Origin of the sequence: Microbacterium sp. 71-36 (genome assembly GCF_001898305.1) — a bacterium.
Classification (GTDB): domain Bacteria; phylum Actinomycetota; class Actinomycetes; order Actinomycetales; family Microbacteriaceae; genus Microbacterium.
Genome location: NZ_MKTP01000001.1, coordinates 276,826 through 299,848, shown reverse-complemented (window position 1 = coordinate 299,848; position 23,023 = coordinate 276,826). Strand labels below are relative to the sequence as shown.

Genomic DNA, 23,023 nt, shown 5'->3' with positions numbered 1-23,023 from the left:
CGGCACCGCGGGGGTGCGGGGTCTGGGAGAATGGAACGATGACCACGGCATTGGCCCCGGCGCGGACGCTCCGCATCGGCCCCCTCGAACTCGACGCCCCGGTCGTGCTCGCGCCCATGGCCGGAATCACCAACACGGCGTTCCGGCGACTGTGCCGCGAGTACGGCGCCGGGCTGTACGTCAGCGAGATGATCACGACGCGCGCGCTCGTCGAGCGCAACGACACCACGATGCGTCTCATCCGGCACCACGAGTCCGAGACGCCGCGCTCGATCCAGCTGTACGGCGTCGATCCCGCGACCGTCGAAGCGGCGGTGCGCCTGATCGTCGAGGAAGACCACGCCGATCACATCGATTTGAACTTCGGGTGCCCCGTGCCGAAGGTCACGCGACGCGGCGGCGGCGCGGCTCTTCCCTGGAAGACCACCCTCTTCCGCGAGATCGTCGAGCGGGCCGTGCGAGCGGCCGGCGACCTTCCCCTCACGATCAAGATGCGCAAAGGCATCGACACCGACCACCTCACGTATCTCGAGGCGGGCCGCATCGCCGAGGGCGCGGGCGTCGCGTCCATCGCGCTGCACGCGCGCACGGCATCCGAGTTCTACTCAGGGCACGCCGACTGGAGCGCGATCACGAAGCTCAAAGAGACGGTGACGAGCGTCCCGGTGCTCGGCAACGGCGACATCTGGTCGGCCGCCGACGCCGTCCGGATGATGGACGAGACCGGCTGCGACGGCGTCGTCGTCGGTCGCGGCTGCCTCGGGCGCCCCTGGCTGTTCGGCGATCTCGCCCGCGCGCTCGGCCGCCCGGGCGCCGCCGCCGGCGAGCCCGTCGACGCGACCCTCGGGTTCGTGGCGCAGGCGTTCCGGCGTCACGCGGAGCTGCTGGTCGAGTTCTTCGAAGACGAGGGGCGCGGATGCCGTGACATCCGCAAGCACGTCGCCTGGTACTTCAAGGGCTACCCGGTCGGCGGTGAGCTGCGTGCCAGCCTCGCGACCGCGTCGACCCTGGAAGAGATCGACGAACTGCTGGCGACGATGGATCTCGAGGCCCCGTATCCCGGCGAGGCGGCCGAGGGCCAGCGCGGTCGCGCCGGTACTCCCAAGCGTCCCGCTCTGCCCGACGGCTGGCTCGACTCGCGCGAGATCGGCGATGACGCCGGGCGCGCCCTCGCCGACGCGGAACTGCACCACAGTGGCGGGTGAGGCGGCGGTGAGCGTCGCACGCCCGTCGGGGTACGGCGACGTCGACGCCGCCCGGTTCCACGAAGAGCAGCACCGCTCGCAGCGCGACGATTTCGCCCGCGACCGCGCCCGCGTGCTGCACTCGGCGGCACTCCGCCGTCTCGCGGCGAAGACCCAGGTGCTGAGTCCCGCGAGCCCCGCGGACTTCGCGCGCAATCGCCTGACGCACTCGCTCGAGGTCGCGCAGGTGGGCCGCGAACTGGCGACCGCACTCGAGCTCTCACCCGACGTCGTCGACACCGCGTGTCTGAGCCACGACCTCGGTCACCCTCCGTTCGGCCACAACGGTGAGCGTGCGCTGAACGAGTGGGCGGAGGACATCGGGGGCTTCGAAGGCAACGCGCAGACGCTGCGCATCCTGACGCGTCTCGAGCCGAAGGTGATCGGCCCCGAGGGTCACTCGTTCGGTCTGAACCTCACCCGGGCGAGCCTGGATGCCACGTGCAAATACCCGTGGACGGCCGATGCCCCCCTTCCTGACCCGGGAGGGCGGCTGAAGTTCGGGGTCTACCCCGACGACGAGCCGGTGTTCCACTGGATGCGCGACGGCGCCCCCGGCCGGGTGCGCTGCATCGAGGCCGAGGTCATGGACCTCTCCGACGACATCGCCTACTCGGTGCACGACTTCGAGGACGCCGTCGTCAACCGCTACATCGACCCCGCCGCCCTGGCGTCCCCGGCCGGCCACGAGTCCCTTCTCACGGCGATCCAGACCTGGGTGGGGTACGACTTCTCGCGCGACGAACTGGCCGACGCGCTGTACCGCCTGATGCGCCTGCCCGAGTGGATCGGATCCTTCGACGGCTCGCGCCCGGCCCTCGCGCGGTTGAAGAACCTCACCTCCGATCTGATCGGTCGCTTCGCGCGGGCGGCCACCACGGCCACCCGTGACGCCTACCCGGCGAGCGATCTCACGCGCTACCGCGCGCACGTCGTCGTCCCGCGCGTCGTCGAGGCCGAGATGGCGGTCCTCAAGGGCATCATCGGCGCCACGGTCGTCTCGATCGACGGCCGCAAGGCGCTGTACCGCGAGCAGCGACGCGTGCTCAAGCGTCTGGCATCCGCCCTGTGGGAGAACCCGGGGTCGCTCGACACACTGCACCTGCCCGACTTCGAGAGCGCTCCGGACGACACCGCGCGGCGCCGCGTCGTCGTCGACCAGGTGGCGAGCCTCACCGATCAGCTCGCGATCGCCTGGCACGGCCGGCTCGTGGGCGAGGTGGATGCCGCCGAGCTCGGTGTCTGGGCACCGGGCGCCCGACCGCCGCGGGGAGCGGATGCCTGATGGCGGGGCGTATCCGGCAGGCCGATATCGACGAGGTCAAGGCGCGGGTCAACATCGCCGACGTCGTCGGTGAGCGCGTCGCGCTGAAGCCCGCCGGCGTCGGGTCGATGAAGGGCCTGTGCCCCTTCCATGACGAGCGCAGCCCCAGCTTCCACGTGCGCCCGCAGGTCGGGTACTACCACTGCTTCGGGTGCGGCGAGTCGGGCGACGTGTACTCGTTCCTGCGCGCGATGGACCATGTCTCGTTCACCGAGGCCGTCGAGCGCATGGCCGCTCGGGTCGGCTACACGCTCCACTACGAAGACGGCGGAGCCGCCCCCGAGACGACGGGGCGTTCGCGTCTGTACGCGGCCAACGCCGCGGCCGCGGAGTATTTCCGGGCACAGCTGATGTCGCCCGAGGCCGACACCGCCCGCCGGTTCCTCGGCGATCGCGGGTTCGACGCGGGGGCGGCCGCGCACTTCGGCGTCGGCTACGCGCCGAAGGGGTGGTCCTCGCTCATGGACCACCTGCTCGGGCAGAAGTTCTCGCGCGACGAGCTCGTGCAGGCGGGCCTGGTCTCCCAGGGGCAGCGCGGGGTCTACGACCGGTTCCGCGGTCGGGTCGTCTGGCCGATCCGCGACGTCACCGGGCAGGTCATCGGGTTCGGCGCCCGCAAGCTGTACGACGACGACCAGGGACCCAAGTACCTCAACACGCCCGAGACGCCGATCTACAAGAAGGCGCAGGTGCTGTACGGGCTCGACCTGGCCAAGCGCGACATCTCGCGCGAGCACCGGGTCGTCGTGGTCGAGGGGTACACCGACGTCATGGCCTGCCACCTCGCGGGGATCACCACCGCGATCGCGTCGTGCGGCACCGCCTTCGGCAGCGACCACATCACGGTCCTCCGGCGCGTGATGGGCGACGACAACGCCTCCGGCGAGGTCGTGTTCACCTTCGACCCGGATGCCGCCGGCCAGAAGGCGGCGCTGCGCGCCTTCGCCGACGAGAAGCGGTTCGCCGCGCAGACCTACGTCGCCGTCGCACCCGAGGGCCTCGATCCGTGCGACCTGCGCCTGCAGCGCGGCGACGGCGCGGTACGCGCGCTCATGGACACCAAGGCACCGATGTTCGAGTTCGTCATCGACCAGCGTCTCAAGGACTACGACCTCTCCAGCGTCGAAGGGCGCGCGGGTGCGCTGCGGGCCGCGGCACCGATCGTGGCGGACATCCGCGACCCCGCGCTGCGGCCCGGCTACGTGCGTGTCCTCGCCCGACGCCTCGGACTCGACATCCCCGAGGTGCAGAGCGCCGTCGAGCGTGCCGCACGCGGCGCCGACCGGGCCGAGAGACGAGAGACGACGCGCGGGGGAGCGACGGAGGCTCCGGCGCCGGTCGCGGTGTCGGTGACGATGGCGCAGCTTCCGAACACCCGCGACGTCGCTCTCGAGCGCGGTGCGATGATGGCGTTCCTGCAGTACGGGCACCGGATCGAACCCGACCTGTTCCTCCGCGCCCTCCAGACGCCGTTCGGCCACCCCGCCCTCGAGGCGGTGCGAAGCACACTGGCATCCACGGATCTGTCCCAGCCCGGCTGGGCCGTGGCCGCCGTCGAAGCGGTGCGCGAACCCTTCCGCACCCTCGCGGCCGAACTGCTCACGGCGGAGTTCCCGGCGCGGAACGAAGAAGGTGCCGTGGCCTCGGCGAACGACCTCGCGCGCGGCCTCCTCGTCCGTGAGCTGCAACGGGAGAAAGACGAACTGCTGCGCGGTATCCAGCGCGTCCCCGCCGACTCCGAGGAGGGCCGGCGGCTGCGGCTGCGGCTGCGCGAACTGGATGCCGATCGTCAGCGGTTGACGGCTTCCTGACGCGTCGCGGTGGCGTCGGCACGATCCGTCAGGGAGGATGTCCACATGCCCCGGACCCTGGACACCGCCGTCGCCATCCGAGCCGACGACCTCTCGCTCGCCCGCCACGGCGTGCGCGTCATCGACGGGGTCGCGTTCACACTGCCGGCGGCGCGGAGTCTGGTGGTGATGGGGCCCACCGGATCCGGAAAGACGTCTCTCGTGTCGCTGCTGGCCGGGCGCCCGGGCGAGGGTCTCAGCGTCGTCGGGGGAGACGCGCGCATCCACGGCATCTCGGCGCGGCATCCGGGACGCGCTGTGCGCGAATGGACGTTCCACACCGGGTATCTGCCCCAGGGCGCGGGGGCGAACCTGCCCGCGCGGCTGACGGTGCACGAGGTCATCTCGGAACCGATCACGGCGCGCGACCGCCGGGTGAACACGCGTGCCCTGGCGGTGCGCGTGGCGACGCTGCTCGACGAGATGGAGCTGCCGCTGGGGACGGCGCCGAAGTATCCGTACGAGCTGAGCGCCGGAATGCGCCAGCGGGTCGCGCTCGCGCGTGCCCTCGTTCTGGAGCCGCGGCTGTTCGTCGCCGACGACCTGTACGCGAACCTCGACGTCGAGGTCCGTCGCGCCGCACGCACGGCGATCACACGTCGACGTGACGAGCGCGGGATGGCCTCGCTCGTGGTGACGAACGACGCCGATGCCCCTCGTGACCTGGATGCCGACGTGCTCGTGCTGCGCGGCGGCCACGTCGTGGCCTACGGGCACGGTGCCGAGGGGCTCCAGTGGACCCCGGACGGCGCGCCCGACCGACGGATTTCGGCCGGCTGATTTTTCCGCTGCGCCGGGGTGCTGTTAGTATCGTCTGGTTGCCCACCGCCAGGCGGGCATGATCCTCGGTAGCTCAATTGGCAGAGCAATCGGCTGTTAACCGATAGGTTCTTGGTTCGAGTCCAAGCCGGGGAGCGAGAGATCCGCGTCCATCTAAACGCGCCTCTCACCTAGGCCCGGGCTTCCACCCCGGGCCTTACCTTTTGCCCGGGTCTTCCTCGACGACGAGCGGCCCCGACGACATCTCCGCCTGACAGGCTGGGGCCATGGCATCCCACTCCGATCCGCGTTCCTACGACCTCGACGCGCTTCGCACCCGCGGCCTCCCCGAGCGGGGCGGGAAGATCGACGACAGCATTCCGCAGCTCGCGGACGCCGATCCTGAACTGCACGCGATCGCGATCGCCCTGCCCGACGGCGAGCTGCGGTCGAGCGCGCAGGGGCGCGTGTCCTTCACCCTCCAGTCCGCGGTGAAGCCCTTCCTGTTCGCGCTGGCGCTGCTCGACACCGACGGGGGAGCGCTCGATCGTGTGGGGATCGAGCCCACCGGAGAGGCCTTCGACGCGGTCAAGCTCGAGAGCGGCACGGGGCGCCCGCCGAACCCCATGGTCAACGCCGGTGCGCTGCTGACGGCCTCGCTCGTCTCGGGCGACGACCCCGCTTCACGTGCCGGTCGCATCGCGCGGGGCCTCGCCGCCTTCGCGGCCCGCGAACTCGAGGTCGACGAGGACGTCGCCCACAACGAGCACCTGCTCGGCGACCGCAACCACGCCCTCGCACACCTGATGCGCGCCGAGGGCACCCTGACGGTGAGCGCGGACGACGCGGTCCAGGTGTATGCGCGGGCGTGCGCGACACTCGTGGATGCCGAGACCCTGGCTCTCATGGGCGCGACGCTCGCGCTCGGCGGCGTCAACCCGCGGACCGGGCAGCGCGTCGTGCCCGCGACCGTGGCCCGCGACGTCGTTTCGGTCATGGCGACCTGCGGGGTGTACGACGGCTCCGGGCGCTGGATGCGAGCGGTGGGTGTTCCGGCGAAGTCGAGCGTCTCCGGCGCCATCGTGCTGTCCGCGCCGGGCCGCCTGGGAGCCGCCGTCGTGAGCCCGCCGCTCGACGAGCAGGGTACGAGCGTGCGGGGTCGGGTCGCCGCGCAAGCCCTCTCCGACGACCTGGACCTGCACAGCTTCACCCTGCGCTGAGCGCGGTGCCGACCATCGAGGGGTCTGGCGGCTCCGCTCCCACGACGCGACGAACCGCGCCGTGGGAGCGGTTCCAGTAAGCTCGCTCCGGCCGCATCCGGCGGCCCGAGAGGATGCCGCCGCCCGATGCCCACCGCCCCGACCCGCACGCGTCTCGACCTCCAGGGGCTGCGCGCGGTGGCCGTCCTCGGCGTCGTGGCGAGCCACCTCACCGGCTGGCCGTCGGGCGGATTCGCCGGCGTCGACGTGTTCTTCGTGATCTCGGGATTCCTCGTCACGGCCATCCTGCTCCGCGATCTCGCAGCCTCGGGCACGATCGACCTCCGGGCGTTCTTCGCGCGCCGCATCCGGCGTCTGCTCCCCTCCGCGCTCCTGGTGCTCGGCACGGTTGTGGGGCTCGGCTTCGTCGTCTTCCATCGCGCCCGCGCCGAGCAGACCCTGGGCGACGCGCTCTCCGCCCTCGGCCTGGTGTCGAACTGGCGCTTCGGGCTGGAGGGGCGCGACTACTTCTCCTCCACAGACGTCTCGCCGCTGCAGCACTTCTGGTCGCTGTCGATCGAAGAGCAGTTCTCGCTGGCCTGGCCGCTGCTTCTCCTCGCGGTCGTAGCGTTCCTCCCCGCGGCCGTCCGGCGGGGCCCCGCGGCGCACCGGGCGGCCGGCCTGACCGCCGCCGTCCTCGTCGCGGCCTCCGCGGTCGCCGCGGTGCAGCTCACCGCGAGCGATCCGACAGGAGCGTACTTCTCGACGTTCGCCCGAGCGGGGGAGCTCGGCGTCGGTGCCGTGCTCGCGGCCCTCGCGCCCGTCCTCCGCCGGATGCCCGCACCGCTCCGAGGCGTCCTCGCCTGGGCCGGCCTGGCGATCGTCGCCGCATCCTTCGTCGTCATCGAGCCGGCGTCCCCGTTCCCCGCCCCCGGGGCGGCCGCGCCCGTGGCCGGGGCGGCACTCGTCATCGCCGGCGGCATCGGGGGCGACCCGCGCCACCGTCACCTCTTCCCCCTGACGAACCCGGTGAGCGTCGCCGTCGGCGACGTCTCGTACTCGCTGTACCTCTGGCACCTTCCGGTGATCGTGTTCGCCGAGGTCCTCCTGCCGGCGGGGCCCTCCTGGATGCCGATCGTTCTCCTGATCACCGCGGTGCTCACGGTCGCGACGTACCTCGGTGTCGAGCAGCCGCTCCACCGCTCTCCGTGGCTCGTCCGGCGCCCCGCGACGGCGGAGGTACCGCCGGGCGCGCCCGAGCCGGCCGCGGTCGTGCCGACGCCTGTCGTGCGACCTGCGGCGTCGGCCTCCCGCCCCGCGGGATGGGTGCCGGGGCAGCGCTACTACCCCGGTTCGCGGCCTCGGGTCGCGGAACCGGAGGCGCTGCGCGCAGCGGACGCGCGGCTCGCGGAGCAACCGCCGATCGCGGAGGTACCGCCGACGGCTCCGGTACCACCCGCCGCGCCCGGACCGGTACCGCGATCCGACCCCGCCGCCGCCGCGCAACCGCCGCTCACCTGGGCCGCGTGGCGTGAGCGCTTCTCCGCTCGTATGGGCCTCGCCGCAGCCGTGCTGACGATCGGCGCGGGGGCGACGGTCCTCGCGGTCTTCGTCAGCTACGGCGCCCCGGTCGTCCAGCTTCCCGGACTCGTGGCCGCCCCCGCCGCCGACCCCGCGGAGGTCGCCGAGGCCCTGCCGACCCTGCAGGCCCAGCTCGCCGCGGCCGTCAGCGCGGATGCGTGGCCCGACCTTCATCCGGGGCTCGACGAGGTCATCCGCGCGTCGTCGTCCGACAACCGCGCGCACGACTGCTTCACCCCCGACGCGGTTCCCGACCCCGCCCGCTGCACGTTCGGCGACGCCTCGGCATCCCGTCATCTGTATCTCGTCGGCGACTCCAGCGCGATGGCGTACGCACCGGCGATCGCGAAGCTCGCGGAGCAGAGCGGGGGAGCGTGGCGCGCGACGACCGTCGGAATGTACGGATGCCGCTTCACCGACGTCATGATCGAGAGCCGCGACCCCGCGGTCAACGCCGGGTGCGAGACGCGAAAGGCGCAGGTGCGGGCGATGATCGCCGCGCAGCCGGCCGACCTCCTGATCGTCTCGAATGCCTTCACGCTCGGCACGGCGGTCGGCGGCGCGTCGCTCGACCCCGCCCAGCTGGCGACCTCGACGTTCGCGGAGGTCGGTACGTGGGCACCGTCCGGACGCACGATCTTCCTCTCCCCGCCGCCGCACGGTGCCGATCTCGACCGCTGCTACTCACCGGTGACCGGACCGTCGGCGTGCCTCGCCGCCGTGGACGACGTGTGGACGCAGATGGAGTCCGCAACCGAGGCGGAGGCCGCGGCCACGGGCAACACCGCGATCAGCGCCCTGCCCTTCACCTGCTGGCAGAACGTGTGCCCCGCCTTCGCGGGAGAGACCCCCGTGCGGTACGACCAGACCCACCTGACCCCGGCGTACGCCGAGCGGCTGGCGCCGATCCTGCAGCAGGAACTCCAGTCGCGCGGACTGTACTGATTCGCCTCAGGCGTCGATGTCGTCGACGCCCGGCATCCAGGACGCGCCCGGCTTTCCCCACTTGCGCTTCTTGGCGATCTTCGCGACGATCCGGCTGTCCTCCTCGTCGAGGCGATCGACGTAGAGCACGCCGTCGAGGTGGTCGAACTCGTGCTGCAGGATGCGAGCACGCCAGCCGGACACCTCGATGCGCACGGGCTCGCCCTCGAGATCGACGCCCGTCAGCAGCGCCGCCTCGGAACGACGGAGCGGGAACCGCTCGCCGGGGAACGAGAGGCATCCCTCGGACTCTTCGTCCGGATCGGGGTAGCCCGGCTCGAGCGGGCGGATCCACAGCTCGGGGTTGATGACCACCCCGCGCCACGGTCGACCCTCGTCGTCTTCGTACGTGTACGTGAAGATCCGCAGGCCCACGCCGACCTGGGGGGCGGCGAGACCGACGCCGGGGGCGGCATCCATCGTCTCGAACATGTCGGCGACCAGCGTGCGGATCTCGTCGGTGATCTCGTCGACGCGGGCAGCGGGGGCGTGCAGGACGGGATCGCCCATGATGCGGATAGGGAGAACGGCCACGTCACCAGCCTATGCGGCGATGCGGCGGCTATCGTCGGAGGGTGATTCCGCTCGATGTCTCCCTCACCGACGGTATCGATCAGCTCGTCGGCGTCTTCCGCGATCCCCGCATTCTGCTCGGTATCCCGCTGGCGCTGCTGGGCGCGGTGTTCATGTCGTTCGGCGCGCAGTACCAGCATCGCGGCGTGCAGAAGGTCGAGCGCCTGTCGGGCAAGACGACCGGCGGACTCTCCCGATCGCAGGTCACGTCGCTCCTGACCCGCCCGTCGTGGGTCGCCGGCACCGTGATGCTCGGGCTCGCGATCGTCTGTCAGCTCGCCGCCCTGTCGGTCGCTCCGCTGATCCTCGTGCAGCCGCTCGGGGCGATCGCCCTGGTCATCACCACGGTCCTGAACGCGCGGGTCACGCATCACAAGCCGACGCGGCAGTCCCTCATCGCGATCGCCGCATGCGTGGGCGGCATCTTCATCTTCGTCACTATCGCGGCGTTCTTCGCGACCGAGCACGTCGTCACCTCGCGCGAGTTGCTGATCATCCTCGGCATCCTGGCCGTCGTGGTCGTCGTGTTCGGGGTGTTCTGGTTCCTCGTGCGACGCCGCGCGCAGGCGCTGTTCTACATCATGGCCGCGGGCGTCATCTACGGTTTCGTCGCGACGCTCGCGAAGGTCATCATCAGCCGCATCCAGGCCGGGAACTTCGAGTGGCTGACGCTGCTGTGCGTCGTGGCGCTGCTCGCGGCGGTCGGCGTGGGGGCGTACTTCGTGCAGACCGCCTACTCGGTGGGCCCGCCCGACCTCGTGATCGCGGGCCTCACGGTGATCGACCCGATCGTCGCCGTGCTGATCGGGCTCTCCGTGCTCGGCGAGGCCTCGACGGCTCCCGCCTGGGCACTGATCGGCTTCGTCATCGCCGGCGCGATCGCCACGTGGGGCGTCATCCAGCTCACCCGCCACCACCCGCAGGTGACGGCCGACGGCAAGCCGAAGAAGCCCCGCGTGCACTGACGGCGACGGTGCGCCGCCCGAGCCCCTCCCGTCCGCGAGGTACAACGCGTCCACTTCACGTGATGTGGTCGAGACCACGCGTGGTTGCGCGCTACGACGCGTGCAGTCGACCAGATCGCGTGAAGTGGGGGCTTCGAGGAAGCACGGCGGATGCCGGTAGGCTCGAGAACCGCGAGGGGCGGTGGCCAAGCTGGTCAAGGCAGCGGGCTCATAACCCGACGATCGTGGGTTCAAGTCCCACCCGCCCTACCAAACTCGTGTCGAGGAGTTCCTCGTGCGCATCGGTGGTGACACCGGCTTTACGGCCGGAATCGATCGCGTCGCGGTTCATCCAGGTGCGTGGACACGACTCGCTGATCCCGAGATCATGAGCGGTCCTCCCGACATGAGGCGTCCTGTTCGATCACGACCGCATCTGTCCCCACGGCTTTCTTCGCATCGCGGGATTCGGGGTGCGTGGCGGCGTCGAGCCCGTCGTCAGTGCTGACCTACCTCCATCATTTCTCACCCGTCCTTTCGCGTGTAGTAGGCGGTGAGCCAATAATGGCTTCCCTCCGGGACGTCGATCTGCAGGGTCGTCGGCAGCGAGGGGTCATCGAGCGGTACCGCGGCGATCGATGTGCCCGCCGTGCCGCAGGCGGCGCCGACGGTGTTCGGGTGCGCTTGTTCTACCAACACCGAGTAGGTCTCTGTGCCCGTACAGGTCAGAAGAACCACGACTTCGACGGGGGCGCTGAGATCGGTGGCCGGGAGCGTGACGGTCTCGTCCTCGTCCCCGAAGAAGTTGCCAGCCGGCACCGCACGGGGATACTGCGTCACGACCTTCTCGCCTTGGCCGGCGAAGCGTTCTTCGTCCGTTGTGCCGGCGGCGGGGGTCGTCGAGGTCACGGTGGGGGATGTCGGAGCGGGGCGCGGCGCTTGTGGTGAGCACGCCGCCACTGCCATCACCAGCGGCACGGCTCCGACAATGGTCAGCCTTCGGTATGTGTTCATCTCGCCCTCCCGCTTCATCCTCGTCTCGGTCGTCGGCCATGATCGTGCACGTGCTGCGAAATGGGAAGTACGGCATTTTGCGGTGTTTCTCAGGGAGGAAGGAATCAACGCGTGACCTGCGATTGATTCGCCCGACTGGATGGCGGTTGCAACGGCACCGCCTTGAAATATCGGGCCTGCACGGCTATCGCGCTCGGCTCCGGGGCGATCGGGGGAAGCCGATCGCCGGCACACGATGATGATGGTGTGGCGAGTACTCACCCCTCGACGGGCGGGATACACCCCTCGGGCCGTGGCGCGCGAGCAGCGAGGCTGCTCATGACCACTGGACTGTGAGGTGGCTTCCCGCGCATCGCCTACCGGCCGAGGAGAAGACGCGGCACGATGACCGAGGATCGGCACCGGTTCGAGGCGACGGCGGAGCGATCTGCCCGCCTGCTCTCACGGAATGGCTGAGGCAACGGGCCGACGGCGGCGTCCGCCGGCTGGCAGGATCGTGGACATGGCCCCACCCCGGACGCGACGCATCGCCCTGCCGGCCGTCGCCACGATGGCGGCGCTCGTCCTGGCCGGCTGCGCCGACGATCAGTTCGAGAGCACGCCGTCCGACACGGTGTACTGCGTCGACGAACAGAACACGATCGTCGACGAGTCGCTCTGCGACGACACGAGCACGGGGCACGGCGGCGGCGGCTCGGCCCTGGCGTGGTTCCTGATCGGCCGGTACTCGGGCGGTCTCCCGGTCGGTTCGCGTCTCGATCCGGCGATGTCGACGTCCCGATTCGCCGCGAGCGACGGGGCGGCCCGCGCGGCAGCGGGGCTCGCATCGAGCGGGCGCGTGTCGAACGGGATCTCGGCATCCACGGGCAAACCGGCCGGATTCGGCAGCGGGACCGGGGGATCGGGCGGCAAGCCCGGCGGCTTCGGCGGCGACGGCGACGGCGCCCACGGCACGGGCGGCTGAGCATGCAGCGTCGTCTGATCCCGGCCCGACCCGACTACCTCACGCGAGTGCACGAGGCGGGTCTCGTCTACACGCACGAGGACCCGCAGTCCGATCATCCCGAGCTCTACCGCTACTGGCGGGATGACGCGTACTACGAGATGACCGCCGACGACGTCGGCGCCTTGGAAGAGGCATCCATGAGCATCTTCCGGATGCTGCAGGATGCCGGGGACTGGCTGTTGTCGCCACAGGGGGCGTGGCATCTCCAGAGGTTCCAGATCCCGACGGTCGCGATGCGCGCCGTCGTCGACAGTTGGAACGAGGAGCCGGCGTGCGGATCCATCTTCGGACGTTACGACTTCCGCTTCGGAGGTGTCACCCACCCCGATCCGAGCCTGCGCACCCCGAAGCTGTACGAGTTCAACGCCGACACGCCCACCTCGCTGGTGGAGTCGCTCGTGCAGTGGGACTGGTTCGAAGACAACCGGCCGCGGTTCGCGCTCGAGCCGGGCGGCCGGACGGTCTCGCAGTGGACCGACATGTACGAGGACCTCATCGCCGCATGGAGGCGGAACCTGGCGTTGATCTCGGCGAAGATCGGCCACGAACCCGCGGTGTACTTCGCGTGCAGCGAGGTCGACTCCTCGCACGAGGACGAGATGAACACGCTCGTTCTCCGCGACACCTGCCGGCTCGCCGGCTACCGCGTGGAGACGATCTACATCGAGAACCTCTGGCTCGGGGACGACGGCCGCTTCTACGCCGGGCAGGGGGGAGAGCACATCGACGTGATCTTCAAGCTCTACCCGTGGGAGCACCTCGCGCGCGAGCAGAACGCCGACGCGATCTTCGCCGACCTGCTCCACTCCGGTCTCGACCGGAACCCGTACGCCGGCGGGACGATCTGGATCGAGCCGCCCTACAAGATGCTGTGGAGCAACAAGGCGATCCTCCCCGTCCTCTGGCACCTGTTCGGGAAGTCCGAGGAGGGTCGGAAGTACCTTCTCCCCGCCTGGTTCGACGGCGACGAGCCGTTCTCGGTGAACCGCACCGGATACGCGCGAAAGCCGATCCTGGCTCGCGAGGGCGCCGACATCACCCTGAGCCACCCGACCGGCGTGCAGATCCGCGGTGAGGAACAGGGATACGGCGCCGAAGGTTTCATCGTGCAGGAACTCGCGGAACCGCCGCGGTTCCGGCGACGAGAGGAGGGCGTCGACGTGAGCACCGTTGTCGGCGTATGGATGATCGACGGCGAACCGTCCGGCATGGCCGTGCGCGAGAGCCGGGGGCCGATCACCGACAATTTCGCGAACTTCCTCCCGCACACCGTCGTCGGCGGCCCGCGATGACCTTCCTCTTCCCGTACGACGACGACAACGACAGCGCACAGCCGATCTGCCCCTCGTGCGGCATCACGATGCACCCGCTGCTGGACGAGGGTCTGGATGCCGACGAGTGCCGGGAATGCGGCTTCCGGCTGGCGTGGTCGCGATCCAGCGGACAGGACGACGACCGCTGGGACGGGTGAAACGGACGGACGACGGGGCCGCGCTCCCTCGGGAGAGCGCGACCCCGTCGCTCCGGGATGCGGTTCAGGCCGTCGCGATGGCGGCACGCAGCTCGGCCGCCGCCGAGGCCACATCGTCGGCGCTGTAGATCGCGCTGCCGGCGACGGCGACGCGAGCGCCGGAATCCTGCACGGCGCCGATGGTGCGGACGTCGATGCCGCCGGCGACCGAGAAGGCGACGCCGGAGGCCTCGCCGTCGCGCAGCAGGGTCTCGAACGTGAAGCCGTCCTCCGCCTGCTCGTCGAGGCCCGCGTGCATCTCGACGAACTCGGCGCCGAGGGCGGTGACCTCCTGGGCACGGGCGGCCTTGTCGGGGACGCCGATGAGGTCGACCACGATGCCCTTGCCGTGCGCCTTGGCCGCCTTGACGGCCCCGGCGATCGTGCTGTCGCCGGCGACGCCCAGAACCGTCACCAGGTCGGCACCGGCCCGGAACGCCATGTCGGCCTCGAGCTCACCGGCATCCATCGTCTTGAGGTCGGCGAAGACGATCTTGTCCGGGTGGGCTTCTTTGATCGCGGTGATGGCCGAGAGCCCGGCGCTCTTGATGAGCGGGGTGCCGAGTTCGAGGACGTCGACGTAGGGCGCGGCCTTGCCGGCGAGGTCGAGCGCGTGCTCGGTGGTGAGGGTGTCGATCGCGAACTGGAGTTGCATGAGGTGTCCTTTCGGGTGGATGCCGGGAATCCGGCGGGGATCATTCGAGATTGGCGTGGCGGGGCCACAGGTCGTCGGCCGACTGACCGCTGCGCTGCCACATGGTGTGGAATAGCGCGTCGCCGACGAGGCCGACGGACTGCTCGAACAGGCTGCCCGCGTACTGCGCGGACGCCGTGCCCGATCGATCGGTCTTCGTCGCCGCCGGGATCACCAGGGTGGTGTCGGCGATCTCGGACAGGGGAGAGTCGTCGGTGGTCGAGAGCGCCAGCACGCGCGCGCCGACGTCCGCGGCGGCGCGGGACGCCTGCACGATCCCGCCGGTGGTGCCCGAGCCGCTCGCGACGAGCAGGACGTCGCCGCGGGCGATCGCCGGGGTCGTGACCTCGCCGACGACGTGGACGGTCAGCCCGAGGTGCATGAGTCGCATGGCGGTCGAGCGCAGCGCGAGCCCCGACCGCCCGGCGCCGTGGACGAAGACGCGGTCCGCCTCCGTCAGCAGTGCGACGGCCCGCTCCCACGGGGCACCGTCCGTCCGGCGCAACGCGTCGAGGACGTTGTCGAGCTCGCGGGCGATCGTGTCGAGGGCGTCCGCGACGGAGAGGTGAGGCATGCGTCGATCGTGCGTGGCACCGAGCGTCCGCGCCGCTGCCCGGCCAGGCAGCACTCCCACCCGATCGGGTGGGGCCATCCGATCGGGTGGGACGGGTAGGTTCGAGGGATGGCGACCGAGGCGCAGACTCCCGCGAGCCGCTCGGCGGCATCCGAGCACGCGCGCACCGTGGCGGAGCAGGCCGACCGTCACGCGCTGACGCTCGAATCGATCCTCGCCGCGCTCCGATCCACCCGACTCTCGGATGCCGCAGCCCGCGCGGAAGCGGTCGAGATCGCGTCCGCGGCACTCATCGAGCTGCGCACCGCGACGGACCGTCAGCGCAGCACGCTCCTCGAACCGGTGACGGGTGCGTTCTCCCGGCTGCGGGCGGATCTGCGGCCCCTCGTGCGTTTCGGCGATCTCGACGTGCAGTTCGTCGAGCCTCCCACGACCGGCCGCGCGCTCCCCGGGGACGTCGCGCACAGCGCGCGGGCCATCGTCCGCACCGCCGTCCTCGCCCTCGTCGACGACGGCGGGGCCCGGCGGGTGCGCATCCAGTGGGACTGCGACGGACGCAACCTCCTCATGCAGCTCCGGGATGACGGCGCAGGCACGCTCGACGCGCACGACGACGCCCTGCGGCCCATCGCGGAGCGCGTGGTGGCGCTCGAGGGCGTGCTCGCGGTCAACTCCACCGCGGGGTGGGGAACGACCCTGGACATCTCGCTGCCCCTCGACCCGTCGCCGCGGGCGCTCGAGGCCCCGACGGACTCGGAACTGACCGAGCGCGAGCAGGACGTGCTCCGGCTCGTGGTGACCGGGATCGGCAACCGCGAGATCGCGGAAGGCCTGGGAATCAGCGCGAACACCGTGAAGTATCACGTCGCGAATCTGCTGCGGAAACTCGGCGCCCGCACGCGCGCGGAGCTCGCTGCAGCGGGCGCGCGCGGGTGAGGCGGACGCGTCCGACCGAAGACGGCGGTGCCATGTCGGAGGTCGTCGCTAGCGTCGTCGCGTGGCGGAGCGAGTCGAAGCGTGGTGGTCCCGGCGGCAGTGGTCGAAGGGCGCCGACGTGCCCTACGCGGTCGGGGCCTACCGTGAGGCGTGGGCGGCGTTCCCCGCGCTGATCCGGCAGTACCACCCCGACCTCAACGCAGGCATCGCCCTGAGCCAGGTCCCGCCCGCCGCGGACGTGCTGCTGCTGTGGCAGTGCGACTCCGGCCACCGATTCGCCGCGACTCCGACGGAGCAGCGACTGCGCCCCGGGCGCGAACGGCGACGCAGCTCCTGGTGTCCGGAGTGCAGTGAGCTCGCCGCCCCGGCCCGCGTCGTGGCGCTGCCGATGCGCGAGTCCGTCGATGCGCCGTCGCCACCCCGGCCCGGCGTGCTGCGCGCGCGCAAGCCCCAGAAGACCCCGCCGCTGTGCGAGAAGACGCCCGACCTCACGCCCGGCGAGGGGTTCGTGTCGGTGTGCGCGCCGCGACCGGCGTCCGCGGTGGAGGACCGCCTGCGCGCCGACCTGTTCGCGAGGCTGGCGCTCACCGAAGGACTGAACGCCGTCCGCGTCGCCCGACCGTTCTTCCAGCACCTCGAAGTGTGGCCCGACCTCGTGCTCCCCGAGCTGCGCATCGCGATCGAGTACGACTCGATCGGCCGCCACGGGCTCGAGCACGTCGGTCGCCGCGAGCACGCCGACCGGCGGAAGGATCGCGCACTCCGCAGCGTGGGGTGGGAGGTCGTCCGCCTGCGGACCGGAAAGCTCGAGCCCCTCGGGCCGCACGATCTGCAGCTTCCGTCCTGGAACCGTGCGGCGCTCGACCGCCTGGTCGAGACGCTCCGCGGCATCCGGGGTCCGCTGCTGGTCGACGCGTACGTGCGATGACCGGGGCGCTTCCGTGCACCGGGGCGCGGGATGTCCGCCCCGGTGCACGAAACGCTCCCCGCACCCACCACGACCCGTCGCGCGGTCCGAACCGCCGCGGTGACGCGCGGTTCAGGCCGCTCCCACCCCCGGCAGGATCTGCTTCAGCAGGTCGTCGAGCGTCACGACGCCGAGGAGCCGCTCCCCGTCCACGACCGTGGCCAGCTGCACGCGGCCCCGGCGCATGCGCGCGAGCGCGTCGTAGGCCGAGGCATCCGGCGCGAGCACGAGGGGCTCGCGTGCGATGTCGACCGCCGGCGTCGAGGGCGCGACCTCGAGGGTGTCCCGCACGTGCGCGACCCGCGCGGACGCTCCGGCTCCGACGAGGATCCGGAGATGCGTGGATGCCGCGGCCGCGGCCTGCACGTCGGCCGCGGTCGCATCGGCCGGCACCGCGGTGGGCGTCCGGTCGGTGCGGACGATGTCGCCGACGGTCAGGGTACCCAGCTCGATCGCCTGCGCGATCGGGCCGGAATACTGCTCGTCCAGGGTGCCCGCGCGCCGCGAGTGCGCGACGAGTTCGCGGATCGTGTCCGCATCCTGACCGCCCGCCGCGGCCTTGTCCACCGGCTCGACGCCGGACGCGCGGACGAGGCGGTTCGCGATGCGGTTGATCCACAGCAGGAATGGGCGCAGCGGCCAGGTCAGCGCGCGGGCGAGGATGCCGGTCGCCTTCGCCGCGGTCTCCGGGTGCGCGATCGCCCACGACTTCGGCGCCATCTCGCCGATGACGAGGTGGAGGAAGGTGACGACGATGAGCGCCAGCATGAATGCGATGACGTCGGCGAGCACGTAGGGGAGGCCCCACTGCTCGAACACCGGCGCCAGGGCGTAGTCGATTGCGGGCTTCGTGATGGCGCCGAGGAGGAAGGTGCAGGCGGTGATGCCGAGCTGCGCGAACGCGAGCATGACGGTGAGCTCGTTGACGCCGCGGAGGGCTGCGCGCGCAGACGCGCTCGTGGCCGCCTCCTCTTCCAGGCGGTGGCGGCGCGCGGCGAGGAGCGCGAACTCCACGATGACGAAGAACGCGCTGGCGACGATGAGCGCCGCGGTGATCAGGGTGACGACCCACCAGCTCATCGGGCCACCTCCTCGTCGGCGGATTCCGCCGGCACGGCGGACTCGGCGTCCCGGTCGACCTCGTGGAGCCGCACGACGAGCTGCGAGGGCACGTGCCGGTCGACCTCGGTGACCTCGATGTCGAGCCAGCGGTCCAGATGCAGCCCCTGCACCACTTCACCCGCGCGTTCGGGCAGGTCGACGCGGACGATCGTTCCGATGGCCGGCAGATCGCCGTGCGCCTCGATCACGAGCCCCGCGGCCGTCTCGACGTCGCCGTCGGCGAGATCGTGGCCGATGAGGCGTTCCAGTTCGTCCAGGTGCAGGTCGCCCGGGACCGTCCACGCGTCGTCGCCGACCGCGGCGACCTCGTCGATCTCGAGGTCGTGCTCGTCGGAGAGTTCGCCGATGACCTCCTCGGTGAGATCTTCGATCGTGAGGATGCCGTCGAAGTTGCCGTACTCGTCGACGACGCACGCGAGCTCGTTGCGGCTGCGCCGCATCCGGTCGAGGGCGACGGGGAGCAGCATCGACGTCGGGATGACGACCGCCGGTCGCATGACCGACGACACCGGGTCGGCGGCATCCGGCTTGACCCGGAGGAGATCGATGAGCTCGACCACCCCCACCGGGGAGTCCTCGTCGCCGATCACCGGGTAGCGGGTGTGGCCGGTGGCCATCAGCGACCGCACCTCTCCGACGGTCGCCTGCGGGCGGACCGAGTCGACCTGCGAACGCGGGATCATGGCGTGCTCGACGTCGCGCTGGGGGAAGTCGAGGATGCGGTCGATGATCATCGAGAGGTCGTCGGGCAGGTCGCCGCTCGCGCGCGACTCCTCGACGATCGCCTCGAGGTCGCGCGCGGTCGCGCTCTCGTCGACGTCCTCGAGCGGCTCGATCCGCACCAGGCGCAGGAGCGCGTTCGCGGCGACGTCGAACACGGTGATCAGCCAGCCGAACGCCAGCAGGTAGATGCGCGTGGGCACGGCGAGGGCGCGGGCCAGCGGCTCGGGGTTCGCGATGGCGAGGTTCTTCGGGTAGAGCTCGCCGAAGATCATGGTGACGACCGTGGCGAGCAGCAGCGCGCCGACCGTGCCGATCGCGACCGAGACGCCGGGGTCGATGCCCACACCGCCCAGCAGTGTTCCGATCGAGGCGCCGATGAGCGGCTCCGCCACGTAGCCGATCAGCAGTCCGGTGACGGTGATGCCGAGTTGCGCGCCCGACAGCATGAACGACGTCCGCTGCGTGATGGCGAGCACCCGCTTCGCCTGCACGTCGCCCTTCTCGGCGCGCGCGGCCAGTCGGGATCGGTCGACGGACATGTACGCGAACTCCTGCGCCACGAAGAACCCGCAGGCCGCGATGATCGCGAGCGTCACGATCACACCCAGAAGCAGTGTCAGAACCGCCGTCAGCATCGAATCTCACCCCCTCTCGAATCGAGAGGGCTCGAATATCGGCCCTCCTGGTCGGGGGAGGTGCGGGGATGGCTCACGGGGGATTCGCTCTCGTGGGTCGTCGATTCGGTGACGAGAACGATATCGGCGTTCGCTTTGAAATCGCTGTGGCGTCCGAGACGGCCGCGGGGGTGGCACAATGGTTATCCCCGCATTGCCTCGCTTCCCGGCGTGGTCCCGCCCTTGCTCTACCGGTACGCTTCGGCGCGCCAGAAAAGGACCAGCCGTGGGACGCCTCATCTACCGCGACCGTGCGACGTTCGATATCGACGACCGTCTGCTCGCGCATCTGCGCATCGTCATCATGAACAAGCTCCGCCGCAACGAGGGCTTCATGCTCCAGGTGCCGGTGAACGAGGGGGTGCGGCAGGCGAGCCTCTGGATCCACGCCTCGAACGCGCTTGTCCTGCAGTTCTACGGCGGCCGGGAGCCGGCCATCGACCGTGAACTCGTCGACCAGATGATGCACGACGCCAGCGGTGCCGACGGCCTCACGCTCACGGGCGCGGGGATCGCGGCGCCTCAGGCCGCGCCCGCACGTCCCGCGCGCTGAACCGGACGGGTCGTCGACCACGGGAGCCGGAGCACGAACACCGCGCCGGCGTCCGTGGGGAGGCATTCCACGTCACCGCCGTGCACGCGGGCGGTCCCGCGGGCGATGGGAAGCCCCAGCCCGACGCCCCCGGTCGCCGTGCGGGCGTCCTCGAGGCGAACGAGCCGGTCGAAGATCCGCTCGCGGTCCTCCGCGGGCACACCCGGCCCGTCGTCCCGCACCCGCACCTCGACCTCGTCATCCGAGAGTCGGATGCCGAGCTCCACGCGGCCGCGGCCGTCGGTGACGCGCGCCGCGTTCTCCACGAGGTTCGACAGCACCTGGGCGATCCTGTCGCGGTCGATCGCGACGCGCACGGCGGCGTCCGGGATCCGCGTCCGCACGGCCATCGCGGGATGCACGAGGCGGGCCCGCTCGGCCTCGGCCGTGACGACGTCGCGGAGGTCGGTCTCGGTGAGCGCGAGCTCGAGGCCGCGGTCCACCCGCGCCATGAGGAGCAGATCATCCACGAGCCGGGAGGCGCGGGTCGCTTCCCGGACCACGTGCGCGGCGAGTGTCTCCCGCTCGGGTCCCTCGAGATCGGCGCGCACGAGCGTGTCGGCGGCGGCCCGGATGCCGGCGACCGGCGTCCGCAGTTCGTGAGCGGCATCCGAGAGGAAGGCGCGAAGCCGCTCCTCCGCGGCGCGTGCCGCGACTTCGGCGCCCACGACGTCATCCAGCATGTCGTCGAGGGCGCGCGCGACGCGCCCGATCTCGGTCTCGGGATGCGTCGGGCGCAACCGGCGGTCGCGTTCGCCACCGCCGATCGCGCGGGCGACATCGGACACGTCGTCGAGGGGCCGGAGCGTCGCACGGACGACGAGGATCACCGCCCCCGCGGCGAGCACCAGAACACCCACCGATGCGATGGCCATGATCCAGCGGACCTGGGCGAGGGTCTCGCCCACGCCGGCGGCCGAGGCGGTCAACGTCAGGATGGATCCGTCGCTGAGCGTCGATCGCAGCGTGACGAGATCCGCGTCGCCCGTGAGTTCCGAGGCCGTGACGGTCACCGCTCCCGGCGACGACGTCGGCGGAGCCTCGCCGCCGCGCGGACCGCCCCCGGGGGGTCCCGGCGGAGCCGTCCGCAGCTGATCCGGGCTGGGACCGGCCACGACGGAGTCGCCGCCGGCACCGTCGATGCGCACCGCGAGCCCCTGCGCCGACAGCCGGTCGGCGAGGTCGGTGTCGTCCACGATCCCGACGAGCGATGCGGTCGCGCCGGCCCGGTCCCGCAACCGATCCTCGATCTGTCCGCGCAGGCGCGCCCCGAGCGCGATGTCGACGATCACCGCGAGCACCACGAGGAGGAGTGCGACGAGCGCCAGGACCGAGACGATCGTGCGGCGGCGGAGGGATCCCGAACGCAACGGACGCGGCGTGCTCACGACCGCTCACTCAGGCGGTAGCCGAGTCCGCGCACGGTGTGGACCAGGCGCGGGCCGTGGGTCTCCATCTTCCGTCGCAGCGCGCTCACGTGCACCTCGACCAGGTTCACGTCGTAGTCCTCGTAGCCCCACACCTGGGTGAGGATCTGAGCCTTCGACAGGGTGCGGCCGCGGCTGTCGACGAGCAGCCGCAGCAGACGGAACTCCGTCGCGGTGAGGTCGAGCAGCGTTCCCGCCCGGTGTGCGGTGGCCGCATCGGCATCCACGACCAGGTCGGCCACCGACACCGTCTGGGGGAGCCGCCCGCGCCGCCGCAGGACCGCGCCCGTGCGGGCCACCAGCTCGGCCATCGTGAACGGTTTGACGACGTAATCGTCCGCGCCCTCGGCGAAGCCGCGCAGGCGATCGTCGACCTCGTCGCGCGCCGTGAGCATGATCACCGCGGTGTCTCCCGCCGCGCGCACGACGGGGAGCAGCCGGATGCCGCTGGGCCCGGGCATCATCCAGTCCAGCACCACGAGGTCGGGGCGGAAGCGGTCCAGGCGCTCGGTCAGGTCCGTGCCGTCCGACGCTCCCTCCGCGATGAATCCGTCGGCGCGCAGAGCGAGGACGACGGCCAGACGAATGGTCTCGTCGTCGTCGAGGACGAGCACGCGCGCGGGAGCGGACATCCGGCCGAGCGTACGGGCGGACACTGGGCGCCGCTTATGCGAGCGCTAGGTGTTCGCCGGCGCGTCGGCGACTTCAGGTCGGCTTCAGTTCCGGTTCGAAGGCTGGTCATCGACGCCGACGAGATGCGCCGGCCCGAGAGGAAGATCATGTCCGAGGACGACAACCCCACCCAGCCGCTCCCGCGCCACGACGAGCCGGCCTCCGCGCCGCAGCGTCGCGGATGGGTCCGGCCCGCCGTGATCGCCGCCGCGGTGGTCGCAGCCGTCGGGCTGACCGGGGGAACGGCGGCCCTCGCCGCCCAGTCGGGAACACCGACGGCGACGACGGCGGCGGCCACGCACGACGCGCCGAGCGCCGACGGAGGGGCGGCCGCACCGACCGGTGCCCCCACGGGTGCGCCCACCAGCGCGCCCACCCCGCCCGCCGACGGCACCGCGCCCACCCCGCCCGCCGACGGCACGGCACCGGCCGCCCCGGAGGGCGGACCGCAGCCGGGGGAGTGCGGTCCGGGAGGGGCTCCGGGGCGTCCCGGAGGCCCCGGAGCAGAGGGACGCACCCCGCCCGCTCCGCCCGCCGACGGCACAGCACCGGCGGCACCGACCCCACCGAGCGACGGCACCGCGCCCACCCCGCCCACGCCCGACGGAGGGGCGACGCCCGAGGCCACGCCGCCCGCGGTCAAGGGCAGCTGAT

The 23,023-nt window shown here is 71.4% G+C and carries 22 protein-coding genes and 2 tRNA genes; 16 read left to right on the top strand and 8 right to left on the bottom strand.

The features are described 5' to 3' along the window. The first annotated feature begins 38 nt into the window (after positions 1 to 38). The 7 genes from dusB (at position 39) to BGO45_RS01390 (ending at position 8,902) form a co-directional block, all read left to right on the top strand. Positions 39 to 1,205: a tRNA dihydrouridine synthase DusB gene (gene dusB, locus BGO45_RS01420; RefSeq protein WP_292690230.1), complete on the top strand. Its 1,167-nt coding sequence runs from the start codon at positions 39 to 41 to the stop codon at positions 1,203 to 1,205. Beyond that, a complete protein-coding gene (locus BGO45_RS01415; RefSeq protein ID WP_292690228.1) occupies positions 1,195 to 2,529 on the top strand; it encodes a deoxyguanosinetriphosphate triphosphohydrolase in 1,335 nt (444 codons plus the stop codon). The genes dusB and BGO45_RS01415 overlap by 11 nt, the downstream gene beginning before the upstream one ends. Beyond that, positions 2,529 to 4,379, top strand: a complete 1,851-nt coding sequence (dnaG, locus tag BGO45_RS01410; protein WP_292690226.1) for a DNA primase — start codon at positions 2,529 to 2,531, stop codon at positions 4,377 to 4,379. The genes BGO45_RS01415 and dnaG overlap by 1 nt, the downstream gene beginning before the upstream one ends. Positions 4,380 to 4,424: 45 nt before the next feature. Continuing rightward, a complete protein-coding gene (locus BGO45_RS01405) occupies positions 4,425 to 5,198 on the top strand; it encodes an ATP-binding cassette domain-containing protein (protein ID WP_292690224.1) in 774 nt (257 codons plus the stop codon). A gap of 62 nt (positions 5,199 to 5,260) precedes the next feature. Then, a tRNA-Asn gene (locus tag BGO45_RS01400) sits at positions 5,261 to 5,333 on the top strand. 131 nt (positions 5,334 to 5,464) lie between these two features. Continuing rightward, positions 5,465 to 6,397: a glutaminase A gene (glsA, locus tag BGO45_RS01395; RefSeq protein WP_292690222.1), complete on the top strand. Its 933-nt coding sequence runs from the start codon at positions 5,465 to 5,467 to the stop codon at positions 6,395 to 6,397. Between the two features lie 126 nt (positions 6,398 to 6,523). After that, on the top strand, positions 6,524 to 8,902 hold the full coding sequence (locus BGO45_RS01390; RefSeq protein WP_292690221.1) for an acyltransferase family protein: 2,379 nt from the start codon (positions 6,524 to 6,526) through the stop codon (positions 8,900 to 8,902). A gap of 6 nt (positions 8,903 to 8,908) precedes the next feature. On the opposite strand, the gene def is transcribed toward BGO45_RS01390, so the two are convergent. Then, positions 8,909 to 9,475 (bottom strand): peptide deformylase, encoded by a 567-nt coding sequence (gene def, locus BGO45_RS01385; RefSeq protein WP_292690219.1) that lies wholly within the window; start codon positions 9,473 to 9,475, stop codon positions 8,909 to 8,911. Between the two features lie 41 nt (positions 9,476 to 9,516). On the opposite strand from def, the gene BGO45_RS01380 reads away from it, so the two are divergent. Next, the gene (locus BGO45_RS01380) at positions 9,517 to 10,479 is read left to right on the top strand and encodes a DMT family transporter (RefSeq protein WP_292690217.1); all 963 of its coding nucleotides are present in this window, start codon (positions 9,517 to 9,519) and stop codon (positions 10,477 to 10,479) included. A 175-nt stretch (positions 10,480 to 10,654) separates the two neighbouring features. Continuing rightward, positions 10,655 to 10,731: transfer RNA gene (locus BGO45_RS01375), tRNA-Ile, on the top strand. A gap of 252 nt (positions 10,732 to 10,983) precedes the next feature. On the opposite strand, the gene BGO45_RS01370 is transcribed toward BGO45_RS01375, so the two are convergent. After that, the gene (locus BGO45_RS01370; protein ID WP_292690215.1) at positions 10,984 to 11,367 is read right to left on the bottom strand and encodes a hypothetical protein; all 384 of its coding nucleotides are present in this window, start codon (positions 11,365 to 11,367) and stop codon (positions 10,984 to 10,986) included. Between the two features lie 607 nt (positions 11,368 to 11,974). Here BGO45_RS01370 and BGO45_RS01365 point away from each other — a divergent pair. Genes BGO45_RS01365 through BGO45_RS01355 form a run of 3 tightly spaced genes read left to right on the top strand, consistent with a single transcriptional unit; the run spans position 11,975 to position 13,949 of the window. Beyond that, positions 11,975 to 12,436, top strand: coding sequence for a hypothetical protein (locus BGO45_RS01365; RefSeq protein WP_292690213.1), 462 nt, complete (start codon positions 11,975 to 11,977; stop codon positions 12,434 to 12,436). A 2-nt stretch (positions 12,437 to 12,438) separates the two neighbouring features. Then, the gene (locus BGO45_RS01360; RefSeq protein WP_292690211.1) at positions 12,439 to 13,770 is read left to right on the top strand and encodes a glutathionylspermidine synthase family protein; all 1,332 of its coding nucleotides are present in this window, start codon (positions 12,439 to 12,441) and stop codon (positions 13,768 to 13,770) included. After that, positions 13,767 to 13,949, top strand: coding sequence for a zf-TFIIB domain-containing protein (locus BGO45_RS01355; RefSeq protein WP_292690209.1), 183 nt, complete (start codon positions 13,767 to 13,769; stop codon positions 13,947 to 13,949). Before BGO45_RS01360 ends, BGO45_RS01355 begins: the two co-directional genes overlap by 4 nt. A 64-nt stretch (positions 13,950 to 14,013) precedes the next feature. Here BGO45_RS01355 and hxlA read toward each other — a convergent pair whose 3' ends face one another. After that, positions 14,014 to 14,643 (bottom strand): 3-hexulose-6-phosphate synthase, encoded by a 630-nt coding sequence (hxlA, locus tag BGO45_RS01350; protein WP_292690207.1) that lies wholly within the window; start codon positions 14,641 to 14,643, stop codon positions 14,014 to 14,016. Between the two features lie 40 nt (positions 14,644 to 14,683). Next, positions 14,684 to 15,256, bottom strand: coding sequence for a 6-phospho-3-hexuloisomerase (hxlB, locus tag BGO45_RS01345; protein WP_292690205.1), 573 nt, complete (start codon positions 15,254 to 15,256; stop codon positions 14,684 to 14,686). A gap of 108 nt (positions 15,257 to 15,364) precedes the next feature. Here hxlB and BGO45_RS01340 point away from each other — a divergent pair, with 108 nt between their 5' ends. Together BGO45_RS01340 and BGO45_RS01335 are read left to right on the top strand one after the other, a co-directional pair. Then, positions 15,365 to 16,192, top strand: a complete 828-nt coding sequence (locus BGO45_RS01340; RefSeq protein ID WP_292690203.1) for a LuxR C-terminal-related transcriptional regulator — start codon at positions 15,365 to 15,367, stop codon at positions 16,190 to 16,192. 61 nt (positions 16,193 to 16,253) lie between these two features. Beyond that, positions 16,254 to 17,120 (top strand): zinc-ribbon domain-containing protein, encoded by an 867-nt coding sequence (locus BGO45_RS01335; protein ID WP_292690201.1) that lies wholly within the window; start codon positions 16,254 to 16,256, stop codon positions 17,118 to 17,120. 111 nt (positions 17,121 to 17,231) lie between these two features. On the opposite strand, the gene BGO45_RS01330 is transcribed toward BGO45_RS01335, so the two are convergent. Continuing rightward, the gene (locus BGO45_RS01330; RefSeq protein WP_292690199.1) at positions 17,232 to 18,239 is read right to left on the bottom strand and encodes a CNNM domain-containing protein; all 1,008 of its coding nucleotides are present in this window, start codon (positions 18,237 to 18,239) and stop codon (positions 17,232 to 17,234) included. Further along, positions 18,236 to 19,639, bottom strand: coding sequence for a hemolysin family protein (locus BGO45_RS01325; protein ID WP_292690197.1), 1,404 nt, complete (start codon positions 19,637 to 19,639; stop codon positions 18,236 to 18,238). The genes BGO45_RS01330 and BGO45_RS01325 overlap by 4 nt, the downstream gene beginning before the upstream one ends. A 265-nt stretch (positions 19,640 to 19,904) precedes the next feature. Here BGO45_RS01325 and BGO45_RS01320 point away from each other — a divergent pair, with 265 nt between their 5' ends. Beyond that, positions 19,905 to 20,231, top strand: coding sequence for a hypothetical protein (locus BGO45_RS01320; RefSeq protein WP_076490399.1), 327 nt, complete (start codon positions 19,905 to 19,907; stop codon positions 20,229 to 20,231). On the opposite strand, the gene BGO45_RS01315 is transcribed toward BGO45_RS01320, so the two are convergent. Together BGO45_RS01315 and BGO45_RS01310 are read right to left on the bottom strand one after the other, a co-directional pair. Next, positions 20,201 to 21,658 carry a HAMP domain-containing sensor histidine kinase gene (locus BGO45_RS01315; RefSeq protein WP_292690195.1) on the bottom strand — a complete coding sequence of 486 codons (1,458 nt, stop codon included), beginning with the start codon at positions 21,656 to 21,658 and terminating at the stop codon, positions 20,201 to 20,203. The two genes, BGO45_RS01320 and BGO45_RS01315, sit on opposite strands and share 31 nt — an antisense overlap. Beyond that, positions 21,655 to 22,329: a response regulator transcription factor gene (locus BGO45_RS01310; RefSeq protein WP_292690193.1), complete on the bottom strand. Its 675-nt coding sequence runs from the start codon at positions 22,327 to 22,329 to the stop codon at positions 21,655 to 21,657. Before BGO45_RS01310 ends, BGO45_RS01315 begins: the two co-directional genes overlap by 4 nt. Before the next feature lie 147 nt (positions 22,330 to 22,476). Here BGO45_RS01310 and BGO45_RS01305 point away from each other — a divergent pair, with 147 nt between their 5' ends. After that, on the top strand, positions 22,477 to 23,022 hold the full coding sequence (locus BGO45_RS01305; RefSeq protein ID WP_292690191.1) for a hypothetical protein: 546 nt from the start codon (positions 22,477 to 22,479) through the stop codon (positions 23,020 to 23,022). Position 23,023: the final 1 nt, after the last annotated feature.